Below are 20,726 nucleotides of genomic sequence, written 5' to 3'. Positions count from 1 at the left end.
GGGAATTGCATTGACAGGCCGGGGCAAAAGGCGTGCCATCAGGCACGATGACAGCCCTGAGCCATAGCCCGATCGTCGCGGCGCTGGAGCATCTGACCGGCCGGTGCCGTGGCGAGGTGACCTGGATCACCGGTGCCCGCACCGCGTTCTGGCTGGCGGCGGACGGCGGGCTTGTGCCGGTCGGCCCCGGTGAGGACGGCCCCGATGATGCCACCCTCGTCGCGCGGCTGGCGCGCAGCGGTGCGGAGTTCGATGTCGAGGCCGCCGACAAGGGACCGCTTTGGGTCAATGGAATCCGGGTCGAGCAGGCGCGGCTGCGCCCCGGTGACATGATCGAGTTCGGCGAGAACGGGCCGATTTCGCGGTTTCGGGTCTTCGACAGCCAGCGCCGGCCCAAGCCCACCCTGGGCGAGATCGTGGGCGACAGCCTGTCCTACCTGCACAGCAGCCGTCGCCCCTTGCCGGCCCGGGCGGCGCGGGCCTCGGGCGATCTGACCCGGCGGCTGATCCGCGATACCACGGTGTTGTTCCGGGTTGCGGTGCTGGGCGCCTTGATGCTGTTGAGCGTGCTGGTCTACCTGCAATATCGCACTGACCAGCGCCTGCGCGCCGAGATCCAGAGCGGCACGGCGCAGGTCGATGTCCTGGCCTCGGAACTGGCGGCGGCCCGGCGGGATGCGATCCGCAAGGGCGACCTGGCGGCGCTGCGCGAGGATCTGCGCGGCCGGTTGAGCACCACGTCGGAGCGGCTGGAAACGCTCGAGGCGCGCTCGGAGGCGGCCCGCCGGGTGATCGGCACCGCACGGCCCGCGGTGGCCTTCGTGCAGGGCAGCTACGGGCTGCGCGACCGCGAGAGCGGGATGATGTTGCGCCATGTGCTGGGGCCCGGCGGGGTGCCGTTGATGCAGCCGGGCGGGCAGCCGTTCCTGTCGCTGCTGGGCGAGGGGCCGGTGGCCGAGGTGCAGTTCAACGGCACCGGCTTCGTGCTGGGCGAGGGGGCGGTGCTGGTGACCAACCGGCACGTGGCCCTCCCCTGGGGCGAGAAACCGGCGGGTCGGGACGGACCCGCACCGCTGGAGCCGGTGATGACCCGGTTCCTGGCCTACTTCCCGGGGCGGCCCGATCCGGTGCAGCTGCGCCTCGACCGGGTGAGCGAAACCGTGGACCTGGCGTTGCTGACGCCGGAAGAGGGGGCGATCCTGCCGCCGGGGCTGACGCTGGCCGAGGCACCGCCGGCGCCGGGCGAGGGGGTGATCGTGATGGGCTATCCCACCGGGCTGATGTCGCTGCTGGCACAGTCAGGGGCGCAGTTCGTCGAGGATCTGCAGGCGACCGGAGAGACCGATTTCTGGACGGTGGCGGCGCGGCTGGCCGAGGCGGGGCTGATCTCGCCGCTGGCAAGCCGTGGAATCGTCGGGCAGGCGACCGAGGCGGCGGTGGTCTATGACGCCGAAACCACTCACGGCGGCAGCGGCGGGCCGGTCCTGACTCTGGACGGCGCGGTGACCGCGGTGAACACCGCGATCATGCCGGAATTCGGTGGCTCGAACCTGGGCGTTCCGGCGCACCACATCCGGGCGCTGATCGCGGAACGCGAGGTGAACTAGGGCAGGGGGTCAGCCCCGCCGGCGCCGCCGACGCGGGCGCGCCTCGCCGCCGTCATCGTCGCCGGTGCCGTCGGAGGCCGAGGTAAAGGCCCCCAGCGCCGCCGTGATCTGTTCCAGCGTCGGACGCTCGCCGCGCGGACGGCTGTCCAGTGCCTCGCGCATATGCGCCAGGTGTTCCGGCGTGGTGCCGCAGCAGCCGCCGATGATGCGCGCGCCCGAATCACGGGCCATCACCGCGTAATCGGCCATCAGTTCCGGCGTGCCGTCGTAATGGATATGGCCGTGCACGTACTTCGGAATGCCGGCGTTGCCCTTTGAGATGATCGGCCGCTCGGTGCCTTGGGCGACGAATCCCAGCACGGTCCTGAGGATATCCGAGGCACCGGTGCCGCAATTTGCGCCAAAGGCGATCGGCGGGTTGGGCAGGCTTTCGACCAGTTGCGCCAGATCGGCCGAGGTGACGCCCATCATGGTGCGCCCGGCGGTGTCGAAACTCATCGTGCCGCACCATGCCATGCCGGCCAGGCCAAAGGCCTCGGCGGCGGCGCGGAATTCCTCGGCGGCGGAAATGGTTTCCACCCAGACAACATCGGCGCCGCCCTCTTTCAGCCCTTCGGCCTGTTCGTGGAACATCTCGACCGCCAGCGCATGGCTGAGGCTGCCGACCGGCTCCATGATTTCCCCGGTCGGACCCACCGACCCGGCCACGACGACCTTGCGCTCGGTCTTGTCGGCCAGGTTGCGGCCCAGTTCGGCGCCGATGCGGTTCAACTCGCGCACGCGTTTCTCGGCGCCGTGCAGCTTCAGCCGCGAGGCGTTGCCGCCAAAGGTGTTGGTCAGGAACAGGTCGCTGCCCGCGTCCACCGCCCCCTTGTACAGCGCGGTGATCTTGTCCGGCTCGTCGGTGTTCCACAGCTCGGGCGCGTCGCCGGATTGCAGCCCCATGTTGAACAGATTAGTGCCGGTTGCGCCGTCGGCAAGGAGAAAATCCTTTTCCGCCAGCATCTTGGAAAGGGCGTTAGTCATTTCCGTCGCTCCGTTGCTGTCATTTGGTGGGCGTTCGCGCACGTGGATACAGAGGCGCCCCGTCTGTCACGGACGGGGCGTTTTGGCAAATCACAATGGCTCAACATGATCATGAGGCCCGGTCCGATCCGCCCGGCGGGGCCGATCAGGTGCAAGCCGGTCAGAGCGGGCAGCTTACGCGCCGGTCTCTTTCAGGATCTGCGCCTTGGCTTCGGGCAGAAGCTCGGCCATCTTGGCGCGCACCGCCTCGGGGCTGGACTTGTCGCCCAGGTCGCCGGCGACCTTGCGCACCACGTCCTCGTGCCCGGCCTCTTCGAAATCGGAGATCACCACCGACTTGGCATAGACCTCGGCCTCGTCGCCGGTCTTGCCCATCAGCGCGGCGGCCCAGAGACCCAGCAGCTTGTTGCAGCGGGCCTGTGCCTTGAACTGCATTTCCTCGTCGTGCGCGTATTTGTTCTCGAAGGCGTTTTCGCGGTCGTTGAATGTGGTCATGGGTGTTGCCCCTGATAAATGGCTCTTTGGTCCGGTATGCCGTCGCATCGGGCCGACCGCAAGAGGGTCCGTTAGCTTGCGGCACTGCGGCCCTTGCACTATGACGGCAGCACGCGCGGGGACTCATCCCCGACGGATAGCCGAAAGGTCTCGCATGGCGCGCCGCAACAAGATTTACGAAGGTAAGGCGAAAATCCTCTACGAAGGCCCCGAACCCGGGACCATCGTACAGTATTTCAAGGATGACGCCACCGCCTTCAACGCCGAGAAGAAAGACGTGATCGATGGCAAGGGGGTTCTGAACAACCGCCTGAGCGAATATTTCATGACCGGGCTGAACCAGGTCGGCGTTCCCACCCACTTCATTCGTCGGCTGAACATGCGCGAACAACTGGTGCGCGCCTGCGAGATCATCCCGCTTGAGGTGATCGTGCGCAATTTCGCTGCCGGGTCGCTGTCGAAACGGCTGGGCGTCGAAGAGGGCACGCAACTGCCGCGCCCGATCGTGGAATATTGCTACAAGGACGATGCGCTCGGCGATCCGTTGGTCACCGAGGAGCATATCGCCGCCTTTGGCTGGGCCAGCCAGCAGGACATGGACGATGTTCTCAGCCTGGCGCTGCGGGTCAACGATTTCCTGTCCGGCGTGATGTATGGCGTCGGCATCCGCGTGGTGGATTTCAAGATCGAGGTCGGCCGCGTCTATGACGGCGATTTCCAGCGCCTGATCGTCGCCGACGAGATCAGCCCGGACAGCTGCCGTCTGTGGGATATCGAGACCGGCCGCAAGCTGGACAAGGACGTGTTCCGCCGCGACCTGGGCAGCCTGACCGACGCCTATTCCGAGGTTGCCCGCCGCCTGGGCGTGCTGCCGAAGAACGCACAGGTCACCAAGCCGACGCTGATCAACTGAGACCTGCGCCCGGATGCGGGCACAGGATATGCGAAATCAAAGCAAGAACGGGGCCCAAGGGGGCCTTGCCGCCAAGGATCGGGATGCAGGACAAATGAAAGCACGGGTGCATGTGATGCTGAAGAACGGGGTTCTCGACCCGCAGGGCGAGGCCGTGCGCCACGCGCTCGGCGCGATGGGCTTCGACGGGGTCGAGGGCGTGCGACAGGGCAAGGTGATCGACCTGGAACTGGCCGAGGGCACCACCGAGGCGCAGGTGGCCGAGATGTGCGAAAAGCTGCTCGCCAATACCGTGATCGAACGCTACGAGATCGAACTGGGCTGAGGATGGCCGCCATCGACCGCCCGGCGCCGCCTTGTGCGGCCGTCACGACTGATTTCACCTACTGAGGGAGCCTCCGCATGCGCGCCGCCGTCGTCGTTTTTCCCGGGTCCAACTGTGACCGCGATCTTGCCGTCGCCTTCGAACGCGAAGGTTTCACGGTGGACATGGTCTGGCACAAGGAAACCGCGCTGCCCGAGGGGGTCGACATCGTCGGCGTGCCGGGCGGGTTCTCCTATGGTGACTACCTGCGCTGCGGTGCCATCGCCGCGCAATCCCCGATCTGCCAGGCGGTCACCGCCCATGCCGATCGCGGCGGCTACGCGCTGGGGGTCTGCAACGGGTTCCAGGTGTTGGCGGAAACCGGCATCCTGCCCGGCGCGCTGCTGCGCAACGCGGGGCTGAAATACATCTGCAAGACCGTGGGCCTGCGGGTCGAGACCGCCGACAGCGCCTTTACCGGTGGCTACGAGGCGGGGCAGGAGATCGCCATCCCGATCGCCCACCACGACGGCAACTATTTCGCCGACGACGAGACGCTGGCGACCCTGCGCGGCGAGGACCGGATCGCCTTTACCTATACCGACAATCCCAACGGGTCGGTCGGTGACATCGCCGGGATCCTGTCCGCGAACCGCCGGGTTCTGGGCATGATGCCCCACCCCGAGCGCGCGGCCGATACCGGGCACGGCGGCACCGACGGGGCGGCGTTCTTCCGCGCATTGGCAGGGGTGCTGACCCCGGCGTGACTTGAGCCTGCGCGGGTGGCAGCGTAGCCTTGCGCGCATGATTGACGCTCCGACCCCGCGCAGCCTGTGGTCCCGGTCCTCTGCCATCAACTGGCGGCTCCGGGTGGCGCTGCTGTTGGTGCTGGTGGCGGCGGTGGCGACGGTCTGGGTCACCAACCGGCTGTTGAGCGATCGCTTTACCGCGAGCACCCGCTACCGCGCCGACCTGCGGTTGGCGCTCTATAGCGGCAACCTGTTGAGCGAGCTGCGCCGCAACGCCATCGTGCCCCAGCTTCTGGCCCGCGATCCGGCGCTGATCGCCGCGTTGCAGTCCAAGGACTTCAGCCTGTCGACCCAGCGGCTGATCTCCTTCGTCGAAGAGATCGGCGCCGCCTCGCTGATCCTGCTGGACGGCGACGGTCGCACGGTGGCCGCCACCGACCGCAATCGGCTGGGCCAGCAACGCCGGACCGAATCCTATTTCGTCGAGGCGATCCGCTCCAATTCCACCGTGTTCTCGGTGATCCCGCGCGAGGCCGGCGGCTACAGCTTCGTTTATTCCCGGCGGGTGGTCGATTCCTCCAACCTTCTCGGCGTGATCGTGGTCGAGGTCGACCTGCAGAAGTTCGAACGCGCCTGGGCCGGGATTTCCGACGCGGTCCTTGTCACCGACAGCACCGGCACCATCATCCTGTCGTCGGAACCGCGCTGGCGCGGCGTCAACGAGAAGGAGGCGTTGCAAAAGCAGGATCCGCAGGGCGCCATCCAGCGGGCGATCCGGCTGACCACCGACTGGACGGCGTTGCCGCCCGACGCCTACCTGCGCGGCGAGGCGGTGATGCGGCTGGAGACCCGGATTCCGTTCCGGGGCTGGCGCATGACCTCGTTCACCACCTATGCCTCGATCCGGGAAAAGGTGAACACGGTGCTGGCGCTGGAAATCATGGGCTTTGCCATCCTGCTGGCGCTGGCGTTCTATTTCCTCAGCCGCAAGACCGCGCTGCGCATGGCGTTGTTTCAGCGGGAGTCCGCCGAGTTGCGGGCGCTGAACGCCCGGCTGCAGCGCGAGATCGCCGAACGGGAACGGGTGCAGGAAAACCTTGCCGTGGCCGAGCAGACCCTGGCGCAAAGTTCCAAGCTGGCCGCCCTGGGCGAGATGTCGGCGGCGGTCAGTCACGAGTTGAACCAGCCACTGGCGGCGATGAAGACCTACCTCGCCGGGGCGCGGCTTCTGCTCCGGCGCAACCGCGCGGAAGAGGCGCTGGCCAGCTTCGGGCGCATCGACGACCTGCTGGAGCGCATGGGCGCGATCACCCGTCAGCTCAAATCCTATGCCCGCAAGGGCAGCGACACGCTTTCGCCGGTGGTGCTGGGGGATGCGCTTGCCTCGTCGCTGGCGATGATGGAACCGCAATTGCGCCAGCGGCATGTCAAGATCACCAAGATCCTGCCCAAGGAGCCGGTGCGCGTCATGGGCGACCGGATGCGGATCGAACAGGTGATGATCAACCTCTTGCGCAATGCGCTGGATGCAACCAAATCGGTCAAGGACCCGGAGGTCGAGATCCTTCTGGCCGCCGGTGAGACCGCGACGCTCGCGGTGCGGGACAACGGGCCGGGGATCGAGAACCTCGAGTCCCTGTTCGAGCCGTTCTACACCACCAAGCAGCCGGGCGACGGTGTCGGGCTGGGGCTGGCGATCTCCTCGGGGATCGTCAACGACCTGGGCGGTCGGCTGACCGCGCGCAACGGGCAGAGGGGTGGTGCCGTTTTCGAGATGCAGTTGCCGATCCTGGACGAAGGCATCGAGGCGGCGGAATAAGAACAACGAAAGGACCAGGCAATGGCACAGGCCATGAAAATCGCCATCGTCGACGACGAACAGGACATGCGGCAGTCGATCAGCCAATGGCTGGCGTTGTCGGGCTATGACACCGAGACCTTCGCGCGTGCCGAGGATGCGCTCAAGGTGCTGGGTCCGGATTACCCCGGCATCGTGATCTCGGACATCAAGATGCCGGGCATGGACGGGATGCAGTTCCTGAAAAAGCTGATGGGCACCGACAGCGCGCTGCCGGTGATCATGATCACCGGTCACGGCGACGTGCCGATGGCGGTCGAGGCGATGCGGCTGGGGGCGTTCGATTTCCTCGAGAAACCGTTCAACCCGGACCGCATGTCGGACCTGGCCAAGCGCGCGGCCAACGCCCGGCGCCTGACGCTGGACAACCGGGCGCTGCGCAAGGAACTCAGCGACGGCACCCAGATCATGAACAAGCTGATCGGATCGTCGCCGGTGATGGAGCGCCTGAAGGAGGACATCCTCGACCTCGGACAGGCCGACGGACATGTGCTGATCGAGGGCGAGACCGGCACCGGCAAGACGCTGGTCGCGCATGCGCTGCACGCAGCCGGGGGCCGAGCCGGCAAGAAATTCGTGCTGGTCAGCTGTGCCGCGCTCGAGGAAGAGGCGCTTTCCAAGCGCCTGTTCGGCCCGATGATGCCCGAGGATTCGCAGCTTCCCGCGATGGAAGAGGCCCGCAACGGCACACTGGTGCTGGAGGACATCGAAACCCTGAGCGAGGCGCTGCAGGCCAAGCTGCAGAACGCGATGAACGAACAAGGCACCCCGGCCGAGACCCGGATCATCGCCATCTCCAATATCCAGGAGGCGGGCAAGACCTGCGAGGATATGCTGCGCTCGGACCTGTTCTATCGGCTGGCGGCATTGCGGATTACGGTGCCGCCGCTGCGCCAGCGCGGCGAGGATATCCTGACGCTGTTCACCCGTCTGACCGAGCAGTTCTCGGAGGAATACGGCTGCGACGCCCCCAAGGTCAGCGCGCAGGAGGCGGCGCAACTGCTGCAGGCGCCATGGCCGGGCAACGTGCGCCAGCTGATCAACATCGCCGAACGCGCGGTGCTGCAGGCGCGGCGCGGGTCGGGCACCATCGCCTCGCTGCTGATGTCGGACCACGAGGAAATGCAGCCGGTGATGACGACGGAGGGCAAGCCGCTGAAGGAATATGTCGAGGCGTTCGAGCGGATGCTGATCGACAATACCATGCGCCGGCACAAGGGCTCCATCGCCAGCGTGATGGAAGAGTTGTGCCTGCCGCGCCGGACCCTGAACGAGAAGATGGCGAAATACGGACTGCAGCGGTCGGACTATCTCTGATGCGCGTGCGACGGGACGCGCGCACCGATGCAAAAACGGCGGAAAATGCAAGCGCGTCCATCGCCTTGGCGAATTCCGTGGCCGGGGCGCAACAAGCCCATTGTATTTTGCCCGTGCTCTCCCTTATGTTGGGGGGACGGGCGCAGTGTGCTTTGGCGACAGCCGCCCCTTGAGATTCGCTGTTTCAGCCTTGACCGGCATAGATCCGAAAGTCTGGACAGACCGATAGTGCCCATACCGGGCAGTGAGTTGACCCCGCCCGAAACGGGCAGGGTAATAAAACGGGCAGGCGTCGGGACCGTCCCGGCCTGTCGGAGAAGAACCGCGATGACGCGCGCGCGAGCATTGAACACTCAGGTTTCCGGTCCGTCCGTCGGACCGTGCCGCGCGACGTCACCAATCGCCCTGACAAGACACCACCCCAAACGCGCGCGTCCGCCTGGGCGGGCGCGTTTCTGGTTGTGCAACAAGGACATATGGCAAAGAAGATGCTCATCGACGCCACCCACGCGGAGGAAACCCGCGTCGTGGTGGTGGACGGAAACAAGGTCGAGGAATTCGATTTTGAATCCGAGAACAAGCGCCAGCTCGCTGGCAACATTTATCTCGCAAAGGTAACACGGGTCGAACCCTCGCTTCAGGCGGCCTTCGTCGAATACGGCGGAAACCGTCACGGGTTCCTGGCGTTCTCGGAAATTCACCCGGATTATTACCAAATCCCGGTGGCCGACCGCGAGGCGCTGATGGCCGAGGAACAGGCCTATGCCGACGAGATGCGTGACAAGGACGAGGAAGAGGACAAGAAATCCTCTTCGCGCCGCTCCTCGCGGTCGCGGTCCCGGTCCAAGTCGAAGACCAAGGCAGAAGATCTGAAATCCGGTGACGCGGTCGAGACCAAGGAGGTCGAGACCGAGATCAGCGGCATGGAAACCATCGACCTCTCCGAACCGGAGCAGGCGGACGCGTCTGCGACTGAGGTGCCCGAGGGCAGCTCGCCGATGGAACGGGTGGCCGAGACGCCGGTCGAGGAACCAGTCGAGGCAGAGGCTCCGACCGAGGGTGAGGGCGACGCGGACAGCTCTGCGGAGACGACCGAGACCGAAAACGGCGGCAGCGATGACGCCGGGGATGACGCGCGCAACGACGCGGCGGCCAAGGACTCCACCATCGAATCCGTCGCCGACGACGACGATCACGAGGATATCCGCCCGCCGCGCAAACCGCGCCCGCGCCGCTACAAGATCCAGGAAGTGATCAAGGTCCGCCAGATCCTGCTGGTGCAGGTGGTCAAGGAAGAACGCGGCAACAAGGGCGCCGCGCTCACCACCTATCTGTCGCTGGCCGGTCGCTACTGCGTGCTGATGCCGAATACCGCCCGTGGCGGCGGCATTTCCCGCAAGATCACCAATGTCACCGACCGCAAGAAGCTCAAGGAGATCGCGGCCGAGATCGACGTGCCCAAGGGCGCGGGGCTGATCATCCGCACTGCCGGCGCCAAGCGGACCAAGGCCGAGATCAAGCGCGACTATGAATACCTGCAACGGCTGTGGGAGCAGATCCGCGAGCTCACGCTGAAGTCCATCGCGCCCGTCAAGATCTACGAGGAGGGCGACCTGATCAAACGCTCGATCCGCGACCTCTACAACCGCGAGATCGACGAGGTTCTGGTCGAGGGCGAAGGCGGCTATCGCATCGCCAAGGACTTCATGAAGATGATCATGCCGTCCCACTCCAAGAACGTGAAACACTATGTCGACCCGATGCCGCTGTTCGCGCGCTACCAGGTCGAAAGCTATCTCGCCGCGATGTTCAACCCGGTGGTGCAGCTGAAGTCGGGTGGCTACATCGTGATCGGCGTGACCGAGGCGCTGGTGGCGATCGACGTGAACTCGGGCCGGGCCACCAAGGAAGGCTCGATCGAGGAGACCGCGCTCAAGACCAACCTCGAGGCCGCCGACGAGGTGGCGCGCCAGTTGCGGCTGCGCGACCTTGCCGGGTTGATTGTCATCGACTTCATCGACATGGACGAGCGCAAGAACAACGCTGCCGTCGAAAAGCGGATGAAGGACCGGTTGAAGACCGACCGCGCCCGCATCCAGGTCGGCCGCATCTCGGGCTTTGGCCTGATGGAGATGAGCCGCCAGCGGTTGCGCCCCGGCATGATCGAGGCGACCACGCAGCCGTGCCCGGCCTGCCACGGCACCGGCCTCATCCGCTCGGATGACAACATGGCGCTGAACATTCTGCGCCAGATCGAGGAAGAGGGCGTGCGGCGTCGCTCGCGCGAGGTTCTGGTGAAATGCCCGATCGGCATCGCCAATTACCTGATGAACGAAAAGCGCGAGCATATCGCCCAGATCGAATCGCGCTATGGCCTGTCGGTCCGGGTCGAGGGTGACATGCACCTGATCAGCCCCGACTTCACGCTGGAGAAGTTCAAGACCGCGACGCGGACCGTGCCCGAGGCCACCGCGCCGGTGGTATCGGTCGATGCCACCCTGATGGAGCCGGAAGAGGCCGAGGACATCGTCGAGGAGGACATCACCGACGAGGTTGCCGAAGAGGTCGCGGCAGAGGTCGAGACCACCGAGGAAACGCCCAAGCCCAAGCGCAAGCGGCGGCGGCGGCGGCGCAAGCCCAAGTCGGGCAGCACCAACGGTGATGGCGAGAACGGCAACGGCGACGACGCCGGTGACGCAGCGCCTGACACGGCCGAAGAGGCGCCTGCCGCCGAGGTCGAAACCGCCGAATCCGGTGCGTCCGACGCGGAAGCGGAAGAGCCCAAGGCCAAGCCAAAATCCTCGCGCAGCCGGTCGCGGTCCCGTTCGCGGTCGCGCAAGACCGAGACCGTCGCGGCGGATACGGCTGAGGCCGAAACCGGCGCGCCCGAGCCTGTCGCTGAAGTCGAAGCGGTGACCGCAGAACCGGCGGTCGAGAGTGCCCCCGCGGCGGCAGAGGCGCCGGAGACGACACCCGAGCCGGCCCCTGTTGCCGAGCCCGCTGCCCAAGCGGAACCGGAAGCTGCCCCGGAACAACGGCCGGAGCCGGTCGCGGTCACGCCCGAGGCAGACCCCGCGCCGGAAGCCGAACCCGCGCCCGAACCGGAACGCGTTCCGGAACCGGCCGTCGCGGCGGCCGAGCCAGCCTCGGTGGAGGACAAGCCGAAGCCCAAGCGGCGCGGCTGGTGGTCGATGGGCGGACGCTGAGCCTCTTAAGACATTGCAACAAAGGCCCCGGACCAAGGTCCGGGGCCTTTTGCGTTTCAAGCCATGGGCGTTTTGCCCTCCTCAGCCGCCCTTGCGGATCAGGTAGACGTGGTGGTCGCCCTCGGCGGCGTCTTCCAGCAGGACATGGCCGGCCTCGGCACAGAAATGCGGCACGTCGATCACTGCCGCCGGATCACTGGCCAGCAGGCGCAGAACCGCCCCCTCGGGCAGGGCGGCCAGATGTTTGCGCGCCTTGAGAACGGGCAGGGGGCAAAGCAGCCCGATGGTGTCCAGCGTTTCCGAAATCTCCGTCATGGCGGTGAGATAGGCGCAACCGATCCGGCATGTCCACAAAGATGTGACCGCATTGCACAGTGACCTCGCGCCGGCGATCGACTATGTCGCAGGCATGTTGGGAATTGATATCATCGACGCGGGTTTGCTGCCCGCCATGGCCGTGGCCCTTGCGGCCGGGATCATCAGCTTTCTGTCGCCCTGCGTGCTGCCCATCGTGCCGCCCTATCTCGCCTACATGAGCGGCGTTTCGGTGACCGACCTGAGCACCGGGCGCGCGGCGCGCAACAAGGCACTGGTGCCCGCGCTGTTCTTTGTTCTGGGCCTGTCCACGGTGTTCCTGTTCCTTGGCTTCACCGCCTCGGCCATCGGGATGGTGTTCCTGCAGTATCAATCGGTGTTCAACACCGTTGCCGGGATCCTCGTGATGGTGTTCGGGGCGCATTTCCTCGGCATCTATCGCATCGGGTTTCTCGACCGCGAGGCGCGCATCGACGTCGGCGATCGCGGCGGCAGCGCGCTGGGGGCCTATGTGCTGGGCCTCGCCTTTGCCTTTGGCTGGACCCCCTGCATCGGCCCGCAATTGGGTGCGATCCTGTCGCTGGCCGCCTCCGAGGCCTCGGTGACGCGTGGCACGGTTCTGCTGGCGGTCTACGCGATGGGGCTGGGCATCCCGTTCCTGCTGGTCGCCGGATTCCTGCCGCGCCTCGGCGGGCTGATGGGCTGGATGAAGCGACACATGGACCGGATCGAGCGGATCATGGGCCTGCTGCTCTGGACCATCGGGCTGTTGATGCTGACCGGGGGGTTCTCCGCCTTTTCCTATTGGCTGCTCGAAACCTTCCCCGCCCTTGCCGTGCTGGGCTGAAGCCCTGTAATGGCCTTACTCTCGCCCGAAAAGCCGGTTAACATCCGCGCAAGAACGAGGGCGGAATGGGTCACGAGCAGGCGGCAGAACCGGAACGGCAGGCGCCACGGGTGCGCCGGCGACGGGTGTTCTATATCCCCGGCTACGATCCGATCCACCCGCGCCGCTACCGCGAGCTTTATCGAAAAGAGTCCTCCGCGCAGGCCGCGATCTCGGGCTATGACATTGCCCTGCGGCCCAAGCAGGCCGGCAGCGGCCCCTATGGCTGGCACGTCGAGGCCGAGATCGAGGGCGCGCCGGTTTCGGCCGAGGTGGAGGTTCTGGTCTGGTCCGACATCGTGCGTGGCAGCATGTCGAACAGCATCCTCGCCACCTACCTGCAACTGGCGCAAACCGCCTGGATCTATATCGCCAGCGGCGCGCTGGGACGGCTGATGCGGCTGCGCAAGGGGCCGGTGATCGCCGCGCTCTATCCTGTCGGGATGCTGCTGCTGCAACTGGTCGTGGCGGTGGTGCTGATCTGGGCGGCGGCCTTTCTGGCAGGAACCGTGGCCGAGGACCTGGGCCTGACCGGCCTGCCCGGGGCGGTACTGCGACTGTTGGGGGCGGCGCTGGGGGCCGGCGCGGCGCTGGCCCTGATGCTCTGGGTCAAGGCCCGCGATGGCAAGTTCTTCGTCTATTACCTGATGCATGACTATGCCTATTCTGCCCGTTATCGCGGTGCCAACCCGTCGGAACTGGAGGCGCGGCTGTCCGAATTCGCCGATCTCATCGCCGAGGCGCTGCGCGAGGATGTGGACGAGGTTCTGGTGGTTGGCCATTCCTCGGGGGCGCACTTGGGCGTTTCGGTTCTGGCCGACCTGATCCGGGCGGGGCGGGTGCCTGCGGATGGCCCGGCGCTGGGGTTTCTCACGCTGGGGCAGGTGGTGCCGATGGTGTCCTTCCTGCCGCGGGCGCATCGGTTGCGCGCCGATCTGCAATACCTCTGCACGCGGGAGGAACTGGCCTGGGTCGATGTTTCGGCCCCCGGCGATGGATGCGCCTTTGCACTCTGCGATCCGGTCGCGGTCAGCGGAGTGGCACCAGGGGTAAAGCGCTGGCCGCTGGTGCTCTCTGCCGCCTTTACCCAGACGCTCAGCCCGGCCCGGTGGGCGGCGATGCGCTGGCGCTTCTTCCGGCTGCATTTCCAGTATCTCTGTGCCTTCGACCGGCCCGGGGATTACGATTATTTCCGCATCACCGCCGGGCCACAAACGCTGGCCGACCGATACCGGGGCAGGGCGGCGTCGAATTCGCGGATCGAGGCGCCGGTATCGAAATACACCTCGGTGGCACCGTGAGCGTGCCGCCGCCCCCGAAACCGCCCGCGCGCCCCGACAAGGTTTCCTTGTGGCGCTACGCCCGGCTGTTCCGGCAGGATATCCTCTCGGCCCAGCCGGCGCGTCTCTACCGCGCCTGGATGGCCGAGTTCCGCACGCCCTTCTTCCGCTCCTTCCTGCTGAACCAGCCGGAACTGGTGAAGACGGTGCTCAAGGATAGGCCCGATGATTTCCCGAAATCCGGGCGCATTGGCGAGGGGCTGCGGCCGCTGCTGGGAAACTCGGTGTTCCTGACCAATGGAGAGGTCTGGAAGCGGCAGCGGCGGATCATCGACCCGGCCTTCGAGGGCGGGCGGCTCAAGGATGCCTTTCCGGCGATGTGGGCGGCAGGTGAAGCCACCGTCGCCCGGCTGGAGGATCACGCGGATGGCACTCCGGTCGAGATCGAGGCGGTGACAAGCCATGCCGCCGCCGACGTGATCTTTCGCACCCTGTTCTCGATTCCCATCGAGCACGAGGTCGCAGCAGAGGTGTTTTCGCGGTTCCGCGCCTATCAGCGGGCGCAACCGATCCTGAACCTCGCGGCTTTCCTGCCGCTGCCACGCTGGATGCCGCGGTTTTACCCCAGGGGCACGCGGGCGAACGCCAGGAGAATCCGTGGGTTGATCCGGCGGCTGACAGCCGAGCGGCGGGCCGAGATCGACGCCGGCAGGGCGCCGGATGATCTCGCGACCAAGATCATGACGACGGTCGATCCCGACACCGGGCAGGGGTTCGATACCGGCGAGATGGTGGACCAGGTGGCGATCTTTTTCCTCGCCGGCCATGAGACCAGCGCCTCGGCCCTGGCCTGGACGCTGTACCTGATGGCGCTTTATCCCGAGTGGCAGGAGAAGGTCGCGGAAGAGGCGGCGACGCTGGTGCCCGAGTTCGGCGCGGTGTCGAAACTTCGGGTCAGCCGGGACGTGTTCCGCGAGGCGCTGCGGCTTTATCCGCCGGTGCCGATGATGGTGCGCGAGGCCAGTTGTCCGGAGCGGTTCCGCGACCGTGCCGTGCCACAAGGCGCGCAGCTGGTGCTGAGCCCCTGGCATCTGCACCGGCATGAGCGGCTGTGGGACAACCCCGACGGCTTCGACCCCGACCGCTGGAAGAGCGCGAATGGCAAGCAGTGCCAGCGCGAGGCCTATATCCCGTTCTCCGCCGGGCCCCGCGTCTGTACCGGCGCCGGGTTTGCCATGGTCGAGGGGCCGCTGTTGCTGTCGATGCTGCTTCGGCGCTTCCGGGTGGAGCGGGTCGAGGGGCGCGACCCGGTGCCGGTGGCGCATCTGACCGTGCGGGCGAAAGACGGGATCTGGCTGCGGCTGACCCGGCGAGCGTGAGGGCCGAAAAATTCGAATTTTCTGAACAAGTTCCTTCGAAGGAATTTGGCTCTAGCGAATGACCCGGACCGGCTGTTGATTGCAGAAGATCACGATCTGGCCGGCGTTCTCCACCGCGTGAAACCCGCGCCGGGCCAGTTCCGCCTCGAACCGCTGCCGGCCGACCAGGCGTTCCACGTCACGGGCCTGTCGGCGGATGACTCCACCGTCGCAGGCGGCCTTGGAACTGAACAATTGGAACAGCCATTTTTCCGGCGTGAGATGGGGCGAAAGCTGGATCATGTCCAAAGAATGCCCCGGGCTGCTTAACGTGCCCTTAATCGTCGCAACACGTAAAGCCGGATCGCCGAGGCGAGCCCGCAATCGGTGCCTCGCGCCGCGTCAATTTCGGCCGCCAACTCATTGATCGCGCGGCCGTCCTCGGCGGCGATCTCGCGAAAGGCCTGCCAGAACTCGTCTTCCAGTGACACGCTGGTGCGGTGGCCCTTGAGGGTGAGGGAATGCTTGCGCGGACGGTTCATTCGTCGCCCCCACCATCGCGTTCATGGCCATCCAGATCGCGGCGGGCCTTCTCGGCGCGGGCGCGGTCCAGATCTTTCTCGGCCTTGCCGCGGCCGAACTTCACCGCGTTTTGGTCGGCGCGGGCCTTTTTCTCGGCCCGCGCCCTGTCCTTGCGAAACCGGTTCAGGTTGACCGGCTTGCCCATCAGTCCTTGGGGCCGATCATCTGCTCGGGGCGCACGACCTTCTCGAAGGTCTCGGCATCGACGAAGCCAAGCGCGATCGCTTCCTCCTTCAGCGTGGTGCCGTTCTTATGCGCGGTCTTGGCCACCTTGGTCGCGTTGTCATAGCCGATGGTGGGCGCCAGCGCGGTCACTAGCATCAGGCTTTCGGTCATCAGCTTCTCGATCCGCGCCTCGTTGGCCTGGATGCCGTTCAGCATCCGCTCGGTAAAGCTGTCGGTGGCATCGCCCAGAAGCTGGATCGACTGCAGCAGGTTGTAGGCCATCATCGGGTTGTAGACGTTCAGCTCGAAATGTCCCTGGCTGCCGGCGAATTTGATCGCGGCATCATTGCCCATCACGTGGGCTGCGACCTGGGTCAGCGCCTCGGCCTGGGTCGGGTTGACCTTGCCCGGCATGATCGAGGATCCCGGCTCGTTCTCGGGCAGGATCAGCTCGCCCAGCCCGGAACGCGGGCCGGAGCCGAGGAAGCGGATGTCGTTGGCGATCTTGTAGCAGGAGCCGGCCACGGTGGCGAGGGCGCCGGACAGGAAAACCATGGCGTCATGGGCGGCCAGGGCCTCGAACTTGTTGGGCGCGGTGACAAAGGGCAGGCCGGTGATTTCGGCCATGTTGGCAGCGACCGTTTCGCCCCAGCCCTTGCGGGTGTTCAGCCCGGTGCCGACGGCGGTGCCGCCCTGGGCCAGCTCGTAGATACCGGGCATCGCGGCCTCGATGCGGGCGATCCCCTGCCGCACCTGCTGGGCATAGCCCGAGAATTCCTGGCCCAGTGTCAGCGGCGTGGCGTCCTGGGTATGGGTGCGGCCGATCTTGATGATGTCCTTGAACTCTTCCGCCTTGGCCTCGAGTCCGGCGAGGAGTTTCTTCAACCCCGGCAGCAGCACGTCGCGCACCGACATCGCGGTGGCGATATGCATCGCGGTGGGGAAGGTGTCGTTGGAGCTTTGCCCCATGTTGCAGTGGTCGTTCGGGTGCACCGGGTCCTTGGAGCCGATCACGCCGCCGAGGATCTCGATCGCGCGGTTGGCGATCACCTCGTTGGAGTTCATGTTCGACTGGGTGCCCGAGCCGGTCTGCCAGACCACGAGGGGAAAGTTGTCGTCGAACTTGCCCTCGATCACCTCGCCGGCGGCCTGGATGATGGCGTCGGCCAGTTTCGCATCGAGGGCGCCGCTGTCCTTGTTGGCCATGGCGCAGGCCTTTTTGATGACCCCCAGCGCCCGCACGATGGCGACCGGCTGTTTTTCCCAGCCGATCGGGAAATTCATCAGCGACCTCTGGGTCTGTGCGCCCCAGTACTTGTCGGCGGGAACTTCGAGAGGACCAAAGCTGTCGGTCTCGGTGCGGGTCTTGGTCATGGAACACTCCGTTTCGTATGCGGTTGCATGCCGTCTAGCCGCCCCGGCGCGGGGGCGCAATCGGCCAGTTGCGCGCAGCATAAATCCTTAACCTCCCAAGGTATAGACAGGGCGCGGCGGCGGTTGCGTGCCAGTCGCGTATTGGACGATTGCCTTGGCGGCCCCACATTGTAGGGTGTTACCGTCAAGGGCGACCGCGTCCAGCGTTGCGCGGCCGCCAGTTTGAAAGGATCGCCGAATGTCCGTTTCCGCACTGTCGCCGTCCTTCCCGATGCGCCTGCTTGCCGTCGTCGCGGCGCTCGTCCTGACGATCACCGCCGCGCCGGCGCGCGCGAACGGGTCGATCACGCCCTTTGTCGGCAAGTACACCGGCTCCGCCGAGGTGGTTTCGGCCGATGGATCACGCGCGCCGCGTGACATGAGCGTGACCATCAGCGCCAACAAGAAGGGGTTCACCGTGGAATGGACCTCGACCACGCACAGGCCGGATGGGAGCTTCAAATCGAAATCCTACGCCATCGATTTCCTGCCGACCGAACGCAACGGGTTGTTCAGCGCGGGCATGCGGCGCAACGTCTTTGGTCACGCGGTGCAGCTTGACCCGATGAAGGGGGAACCCTTTGTCTGGGGGCGCATCCACGACGACACCATGACGATGTTCTCTCTCTTCGTGGATGAGAACGGAGATTACGAGATCCAGCAGTTCGACCGTACGCTGGCCGAGGGCGGGCTTGACCTGAAGTTCATCGTCACCCGCAACGGGGTGGAGCAACGCTCGGTCGAAACCTTCCTGAAACGGCAATAGCGATCGGCAGGTCCGGCCCCTACTTGCGGAAACTGTCGAGTGAGACGACATCCGCGTCCGGCTTACCCGTGCCTTCGGGCGCCTCGTCCTCTTCGGGCAGGTCGAGATCCTCGTCGTCCTCGTCATCCTCATCGTCGGCCGCCTCGAACCGGAGGCCGAACTCCACCGAGGGATCGACGAAGGTCTTGATCGCGTCGTAGGGAATATAGATCGGCTCTGGCGCATCGCCGAAATTCAGCGTCACCGAAAACCCCTCGTCCGTGACCTCGAGGTTTTCGTACCAGTGCTGCATCACCACCGTCATCTCTTCGGGATAGCGTTCCGACAGCCAGTCGGCGATCTTCACATCGGGGTGCTGGGTGTCGAAGGTGATGAAGAAATGATGTGCGCCGGGCAACCCGTCTTTTTGCACACCCTTCAGAACGGTCTTGATCAGACCGCGCATCGCCTGATGCATCAGGTTGCCGTAATCAATGCCGCGCGACATTTCCGTTCTCCAATTCTTCTTCGGTCAGCATAAGGGATTCGACGGGAAACAAAAGAGGGGGAACGCGGTGCGCTTCGCTTCTGCCGTCATCACAGCGTTCCGACCAGCAGACCGGCGCCGGCCATCACGACAAGGGTCACACCGATGCCGCGCCGGGCCCGGAGTATCAGCGCCGCCGCCAGCGCGACAAGCCCCAGCGCGACCGGGTCCAGCGTGGCCAGTTCGGGCCACGGCAGCGAGGCCGGCCCGAGGTCGCGCGTGGTGACGCGGCCGAACAGGACATGCAGCGCGAACCACACCGACAGGTTCAGGATCACGCCGGCGACGGCGGCGGTGACCCCGCCCAGTGCCGCCGAAAGGCGCGGGCGCGTGGCAAGCCGGTCCATGTAGGGCGCGGCGAGGAAGATCCAGAGAAAGCAGGGTACGAAGGTCGCCCAGAGCGCCACCGCGCCGGCCGCCAGCGCCAGCACCGGGCCCCCCTGTAGCTGCCCGGTGAGCATGGCGACGAACTGTGTCACCAGGATCAGCGGCCCCGGCGTGGTCTCGGCCAATCCCAGCGCGTCGATCATCTGCGCGGTGCTGATCCAGCCATGGGCGTCGACCACGGTCTGGGTCATGTAGGCCAGAACCGCATAGGCGCCGCCAAAGCTGATCACCGCCAACCAGGCAAAGAACCAGCCGATCTGGGCCAGCAGCGGCGCCCCGAAGGCGGTGAGCGCGGCAAGCGGCCCCAGCCACAGCACCAGCCAGCCAAGCGCGGTGCGCAGCGGTTTCTCGGCCGGCACCGACGGTTGGGGCGTGTCGGAGATGGCCTCGCCCCGCGCCGCGACCCACCCCCAGAGCGCGGCGCCTGCGACGATCAACGGAAACGGCAGGTTCAGGACGAAGATCGCGGCAAAGGACAGCCCGGCGAGGATCCGGGCGCCGGGCGAGGTCAGCGCCTTGCGCGTCAGCCCGCGCAGGGCCTGGACCACGATCAAGATCACCGCCGCCTTGATGCCCAGAAACGCCGCCTGCACCGGTGGCAGCGCGCCGAATGCGGCATAGAGCGCCACCAGCACCGCGATCAGCAGGGCGCCGGGCAGGACGAACAGACCGCCCGCGATCAACCCGCCGGGCACCCCGCGCAGCCGCCACCCGGCGTAGGTGGCCAGTTGCATCGCCTCGGGGCCGGGCAGCAGCATGCACAGCGACAGCGCGCGCAGGAAATCGGGCTCGTCCAGCCAGTCGCGCTCTTCCACCAATTCCCGGTGCATCAGCGCAATTTGCGCTGCCGGACCGCCAAAGGACAACAGCCCGATGCGGCCGAAGACCCGCAACAGCGCCCGATAGGCGGGCGGCGCGGCGATGCGGTCCGGGGCGTCGGTCATCGGGGCAGGTCACCTTGTCGGCGGGCAAAGGACATCACGCGGGGCCAGGGGCGTCCCGCCCCGCCGCGATATCCGCCGGGCGCCTGCGGGTCAACGACGCCTTGACCGCCGGTCCCGCATTCGGTTCACGAACGGGCCTCAGGCCCAGGTCAGCCGGGCGCCGGTCATGCAGATCGGCAAGGTATGCGGCGGGAACTGCTCCATCTGTTCGAACAGCGAGATCAGGTTGAACTGGTTATAGGTCTCGACCATCTTGTCGCCCTCGAACCGGGCCATCACCTGGCCCGTCATCTCGACCGGGGCGTGGTTGTCGATGCGCGTCATTTGCGCCCGGACCAGCGCCGCAAGCCAATCGTCCTGTTCGATGGTCTTGTGAAGCGTTACCCGGATGTTGCCGAGGTGGTCGCGCATCACCTTGACCAACTCGCGGAACTCGTCGGGGCCGAACTCGATCTCGGGCAGCACTCCGTTCGCCTCGGTGTTGGGAACGAACAACTCACCGATGGCGTCCAGGTTGCCCCGAAACCACACCTCGTCGAACCAGCGCTGCAACAGCTCTGTCTTGGTCATCGCGACACTCCCTTTCACTGGAAGCTTGACGCAACAACCTGACCAAAACCTAAACATGT

Annotated in this window: 21 protein-coding genes; 11 read left to right on the top strand and 10 right to left on the bottom strand. The window is 66.0% G+C overall.

What is annotated here, in order from left to right:
• The first annotated feature begins 47 nt into the window (after positions 1 to 47).
• Complete coding sequence (locus tag ABWV23_RS14045; RefSeq protein WP_353348807.1) at positions 48 to 1,607, top strand: S1 family peptidase; 1,560 nt, start codon at positions 48 to 50, stop codon at positions 1,605 to 1,607.
• A gap of 9 nt (positions 1,608 to 1,616) precedes the next feature.
• On the opposite strand, the gene bmt is transcribed toward ABWV23_RS14045, so the two are convergent.
• Together bmt and ABWV23_RS14035 are read right to left on the bottom strand one after the other, a co-directional pair.
• Positions 1,617 to 2,633, bottom strand: coding sequence for a betaine--homocysteine S-methyltransferase (gene bmt, locus ABWV23_RS14040; RefSeq protein WP_353348805.1), 1,017 nt, complete (start codon positions 2,631 to 2,633; stop codon positions 1,617 to 1,619).
• 174 nt (positions 2,634 to 2,807) lie between these two features.
• The gene (locus ABWV23_RS14035; protein ID WP_353348803.1) at positions 2,808 to 3,128 is read right to left on the bottom strand and encodes a DUF1476 domain-containing protein; all 321 of its coding nucleotides are present in this window, start codon (positions 3,126 to 3,128) and stop codon (positions 2,808 to 2,810) included.
• Between the two features lie 154 nt (positions 3,129 to 3,282).
• On the opposite strand from ABWV23_RS14035, the gene purC reads away from it, so the two are divergent.
• The 6 genes from purC to ABWV23_RS14005 all read left to right on the top strand — a co-directional run bounded on the left by purC (position 3,283) and on the right by ABWV23_RS14005 (position 11,475).
• Positions 3,283 to 4,041 (top strand): phosphoribosylaminoimidazolesuccinocarboxamide synthase, encoded by a 759-nt coding sequence (gene purC / locus ABWV23_RS14030; protein WP_353348801.1) that lies wholly within the window; start codon positions 3,283 to 3,285, stop codon positions 4,039 to 4,041.
• Positions 4,042 to 4,135: 94 nt separating this feature from the next.
• The gene (gene purS, locus ABWV23_RS14025; RefSeq protein ID WP_353348799.1) at positions 4,136 to 4,366 is read left to right on the top strand and encodes a phosphoribosylformylglycinamidine synthase subunit PurS; all 231 of its coding nucleotides are present in this window, start codon (positions 4,136 to 4,138) and stop codon (positions 4,364 to 4,366) included.
• 77 nt (positions 4,367 to 4,443) lie between these two features.
• Complete coding sequence (gene purQ, locus ABWV23_RS14020; RefSeq protein WP_353348797.1) at positions 4,444 to 5,112, top strand: phosphoribosylformylglycinamidine synthase subunit PurQ; 669 nt, start codon at positions 4,444 to 4,446, stop codon at positions 5,110 to 5,112.
• 37 nt (positions 5,113 to 5,149) lie between these two features.
• On the top strand, positions 5,150 to 6,913 hold the full coding sequence (locus ABWV23_RS14015) for a sensor histidine kinase (protein ID WP_353348795.1): 1,764 nt from the start codon (positions 5,150 to 5,152) through the stop codon (positions 6,911 to 6,913).
• 21 nt (positions 6,914 to 6,934) lie between these two features.
• Entirely contained in the window at positions 6,935 to 8,269 is a 1,335-nt protein-coding gene (locus ABWV23_RS14010) for a sigma-54-dependent transcriptional regulator (protein ID WP_353348793.1), read from the top strand.
• A 476-nt stretch (positions 8,270 to 8,745) separates the two neighbouring features.
• Complete coding sequence (locus ABWV23_RS14005) at positions 8,746 to 11,475, top strand: Rne/Rng family ribonuclease (protein ID WP_353348791.1); 2,730 nt, start codon at positions 8,746 to 8,748, stop codon at positions 11,473 to 11,475.
• Positions 11,476 to 11,556: 81 nt separating this feature from the next.
• On the opposite strand, the gene ABWV23_RS14000 is transcribed toward ABWV23_RS14005, so the two are convergent.
• Complete coding sequence (locus ABWV23_RS14000; RefSeq protein WP_353348789.1) at positions 11,557 to 11,790, bottom strand: sulfurtransferase TusA family protein; 234 nt, start codon at positions 11,788 to 11,790, stop codon at positions 11,557 to 11,559.
• A gap of 94 nt (positions 11,791 to 11,884) precedes the next feature.
• On the opposite strand from ABWV23_RS14000, the gene ABWV23_RS13995 reads away from it, so the two are divergent.
• From ABWV23_RS13995 to ABWV23_RS13985, 3 genes are all read left to right on the top strand, one after another.
• Complete coding sequence (locus ABWV23_RS13995; protein ID WP_353348787.1) at positions 11,885 to 12,637, top strand: cytochrome c biogenesis CcdA family protein; 753 nt, start codon at positions 11,885 to 11,887, stop codon at positions 12,635 to 12,637.
• Positions 12,638 to 12,702: 65 nt separating this feature from the next.
• The gene (locus ABWV23_RS13990; RefSeq protein WP_353348785.1) at positions 12,703 to 13,977 is read left to right on the top strand and encodes a hypothetical protein; all 1,275 of its coding nucleotides are present in this window, start codon (positions 12,703 to 12,705) and stop codon (positions 13,975 to 13,977) included.
• Positions 13,978 to 13,979: 2 nt separating this feature from the next.
• A complete protein-coding gene (locus ABWV23_RS13985; RefSeq protein WP_502901657.1) occupies positions 13,980 to 15,335 on the top strand; it encodes a cytochrome P450 in 1,356 nt (451 codons plus the stop codon).
• A 51-nt stretch (positions 15,336 to 15,386) separates the two neighbouring features.
• On the opposite strand, the gene ABWV23_RS13980 is transcribed toward ABWV23_RS13985, so the two are convergent.
• From ABWV23_RS13980 to fumC, 4 genes are read right to left on the bottom strand one after another with little or no spacing between them, the layout of a single operon-like run.
• Positions 15,387 to 15,617 (bottom strand): N-(5'-phosphoribosyl)anthranilate isomerase, encoded by a 231-nt coding sequence (locus ABWV23_RS13980; RefSeq protein ID WP_353348781.1) that lies wholly within the window; start codon positions 15,615 to 15,617, stop codon positions 15,387 to 15,389.
• Positions 15,618 to 15,640: 23 nt separating this feature from the next.
• Positions 15,641 to 15,856, bottom strand: a complete 216-nt coding sequence (locus ABWV23_RS13975) for a ribbon-helix-helix domain-containing protein (RefSeq protein WP_353348779.1) — start codon at positions 15,854 to 15,856, stop codon at positions 15,641 to 15,643.
• Positions 15,853 to 16,041, bottom strand: coding sequence for a DUF4169 family protein (locus tag ABWV23_RS13970; protein ID WP_353348777.1), 189 nt, complete (start codon positions 16,039 to 16,041; stop codon positions 15,853 to 15,855). Before ABWV23_RS13970 ends, ABWV23_RS13975 begins: the two co-directional genes overlap by 4 nt.
• Positions 16,041 to 17,435, bottom strand: a complete 1,395-nt coding sequence (gene fumC, locus ABWV23_RS13965; RefSeq protein ID WP_353348775.1) for a class II fumarate hydratase — start codon at positions 17,433 to 17,435, stop codon at positions 16,041 to 16,043. Before fumC ends, ABWV23_RS13970 begins: the two co-directional genes overlap by 1 nt.
• Before the next feature lie 238 nt (positions 17,436 to 17,673).
• On the opposite strand from fumC, the gene ABWV23_RS13960 reads away from it, so the two are divergent.
• Entirely contained in the window at positions 17,674 to 18,240 is a 567-nt protein-coding gene (locus ABWV23_RS13960) for a hypothetical protein (protein WP_353348773.1), read from the top strand.
• A 19-nt stretch (positions 18,241 to 18,259) separates the two neighbouring features.
• Here ABWV23_RS13960 and ABWV23_RS13955 read toward each other — a convergent pair whose 3' ends face one another.
• The 3 genes from ABWV23_RS13955 to ABWV23_RS13945 form a co-directional block, all read right to left on the bottom strand.
• Positions 18,260 to 18,727, bottom strand: a complete 468-nt coding sequence (locus ABWV23_RS13955; RefSeq protein WP_353348771.1) for an SspB family protein — start codon at positions 18,725 to 18,727, stop codon at positions 18,260 to 18,262.
• Positions 18,728 to 18,816: 89 nt separating this feature from the next.
• The gene (chrA, locus tag ABWV23_RS13950; protein ID WP_353348769.1) at positions 18,817 to 20,097 is read right to left on the bottom strand and encodes a chromate efflux transporter; all 1,281 of its coding nucleotides are present in this window, start codon (positions 20,095 to 20,097) and stop codon (positions 18,817 to 18,819) included.
• Between the two features lie 138 nt (positions 20,098 to 20,235).
• Positions 20,236 to 20,667 carry an ester cyclase gene (locus tag ABWV23_RS13945; RefSeq protein WP_353348767.1) on the bottom strand — a complete coding sequence of 144 codons (432 nt, stop codon included), beginning with the start codon at positions 20,665 to 20,667 and terminating at the stop codon, positions 20,236 to 20,238.
• Positions 20,668 to 20,726 lie beyond the last annotated feature (59 nt).

Origin of the sequence: Aquicoccus sp. SU-CL01552 (assembly GCF_040365005.1) — a bacterium.
Classification (GTDB): Bacteria; Pseudomonadota; Alphaproteobacteria; order Rhodobacterales; family Rhodobacteraceae; genus Antarcticimicrobium.
The sequence above is the reverse complement of the archived record's forward strand: the minus strand, read 5'-3'. Positions and strand labels throughout refer to the sequence as shown.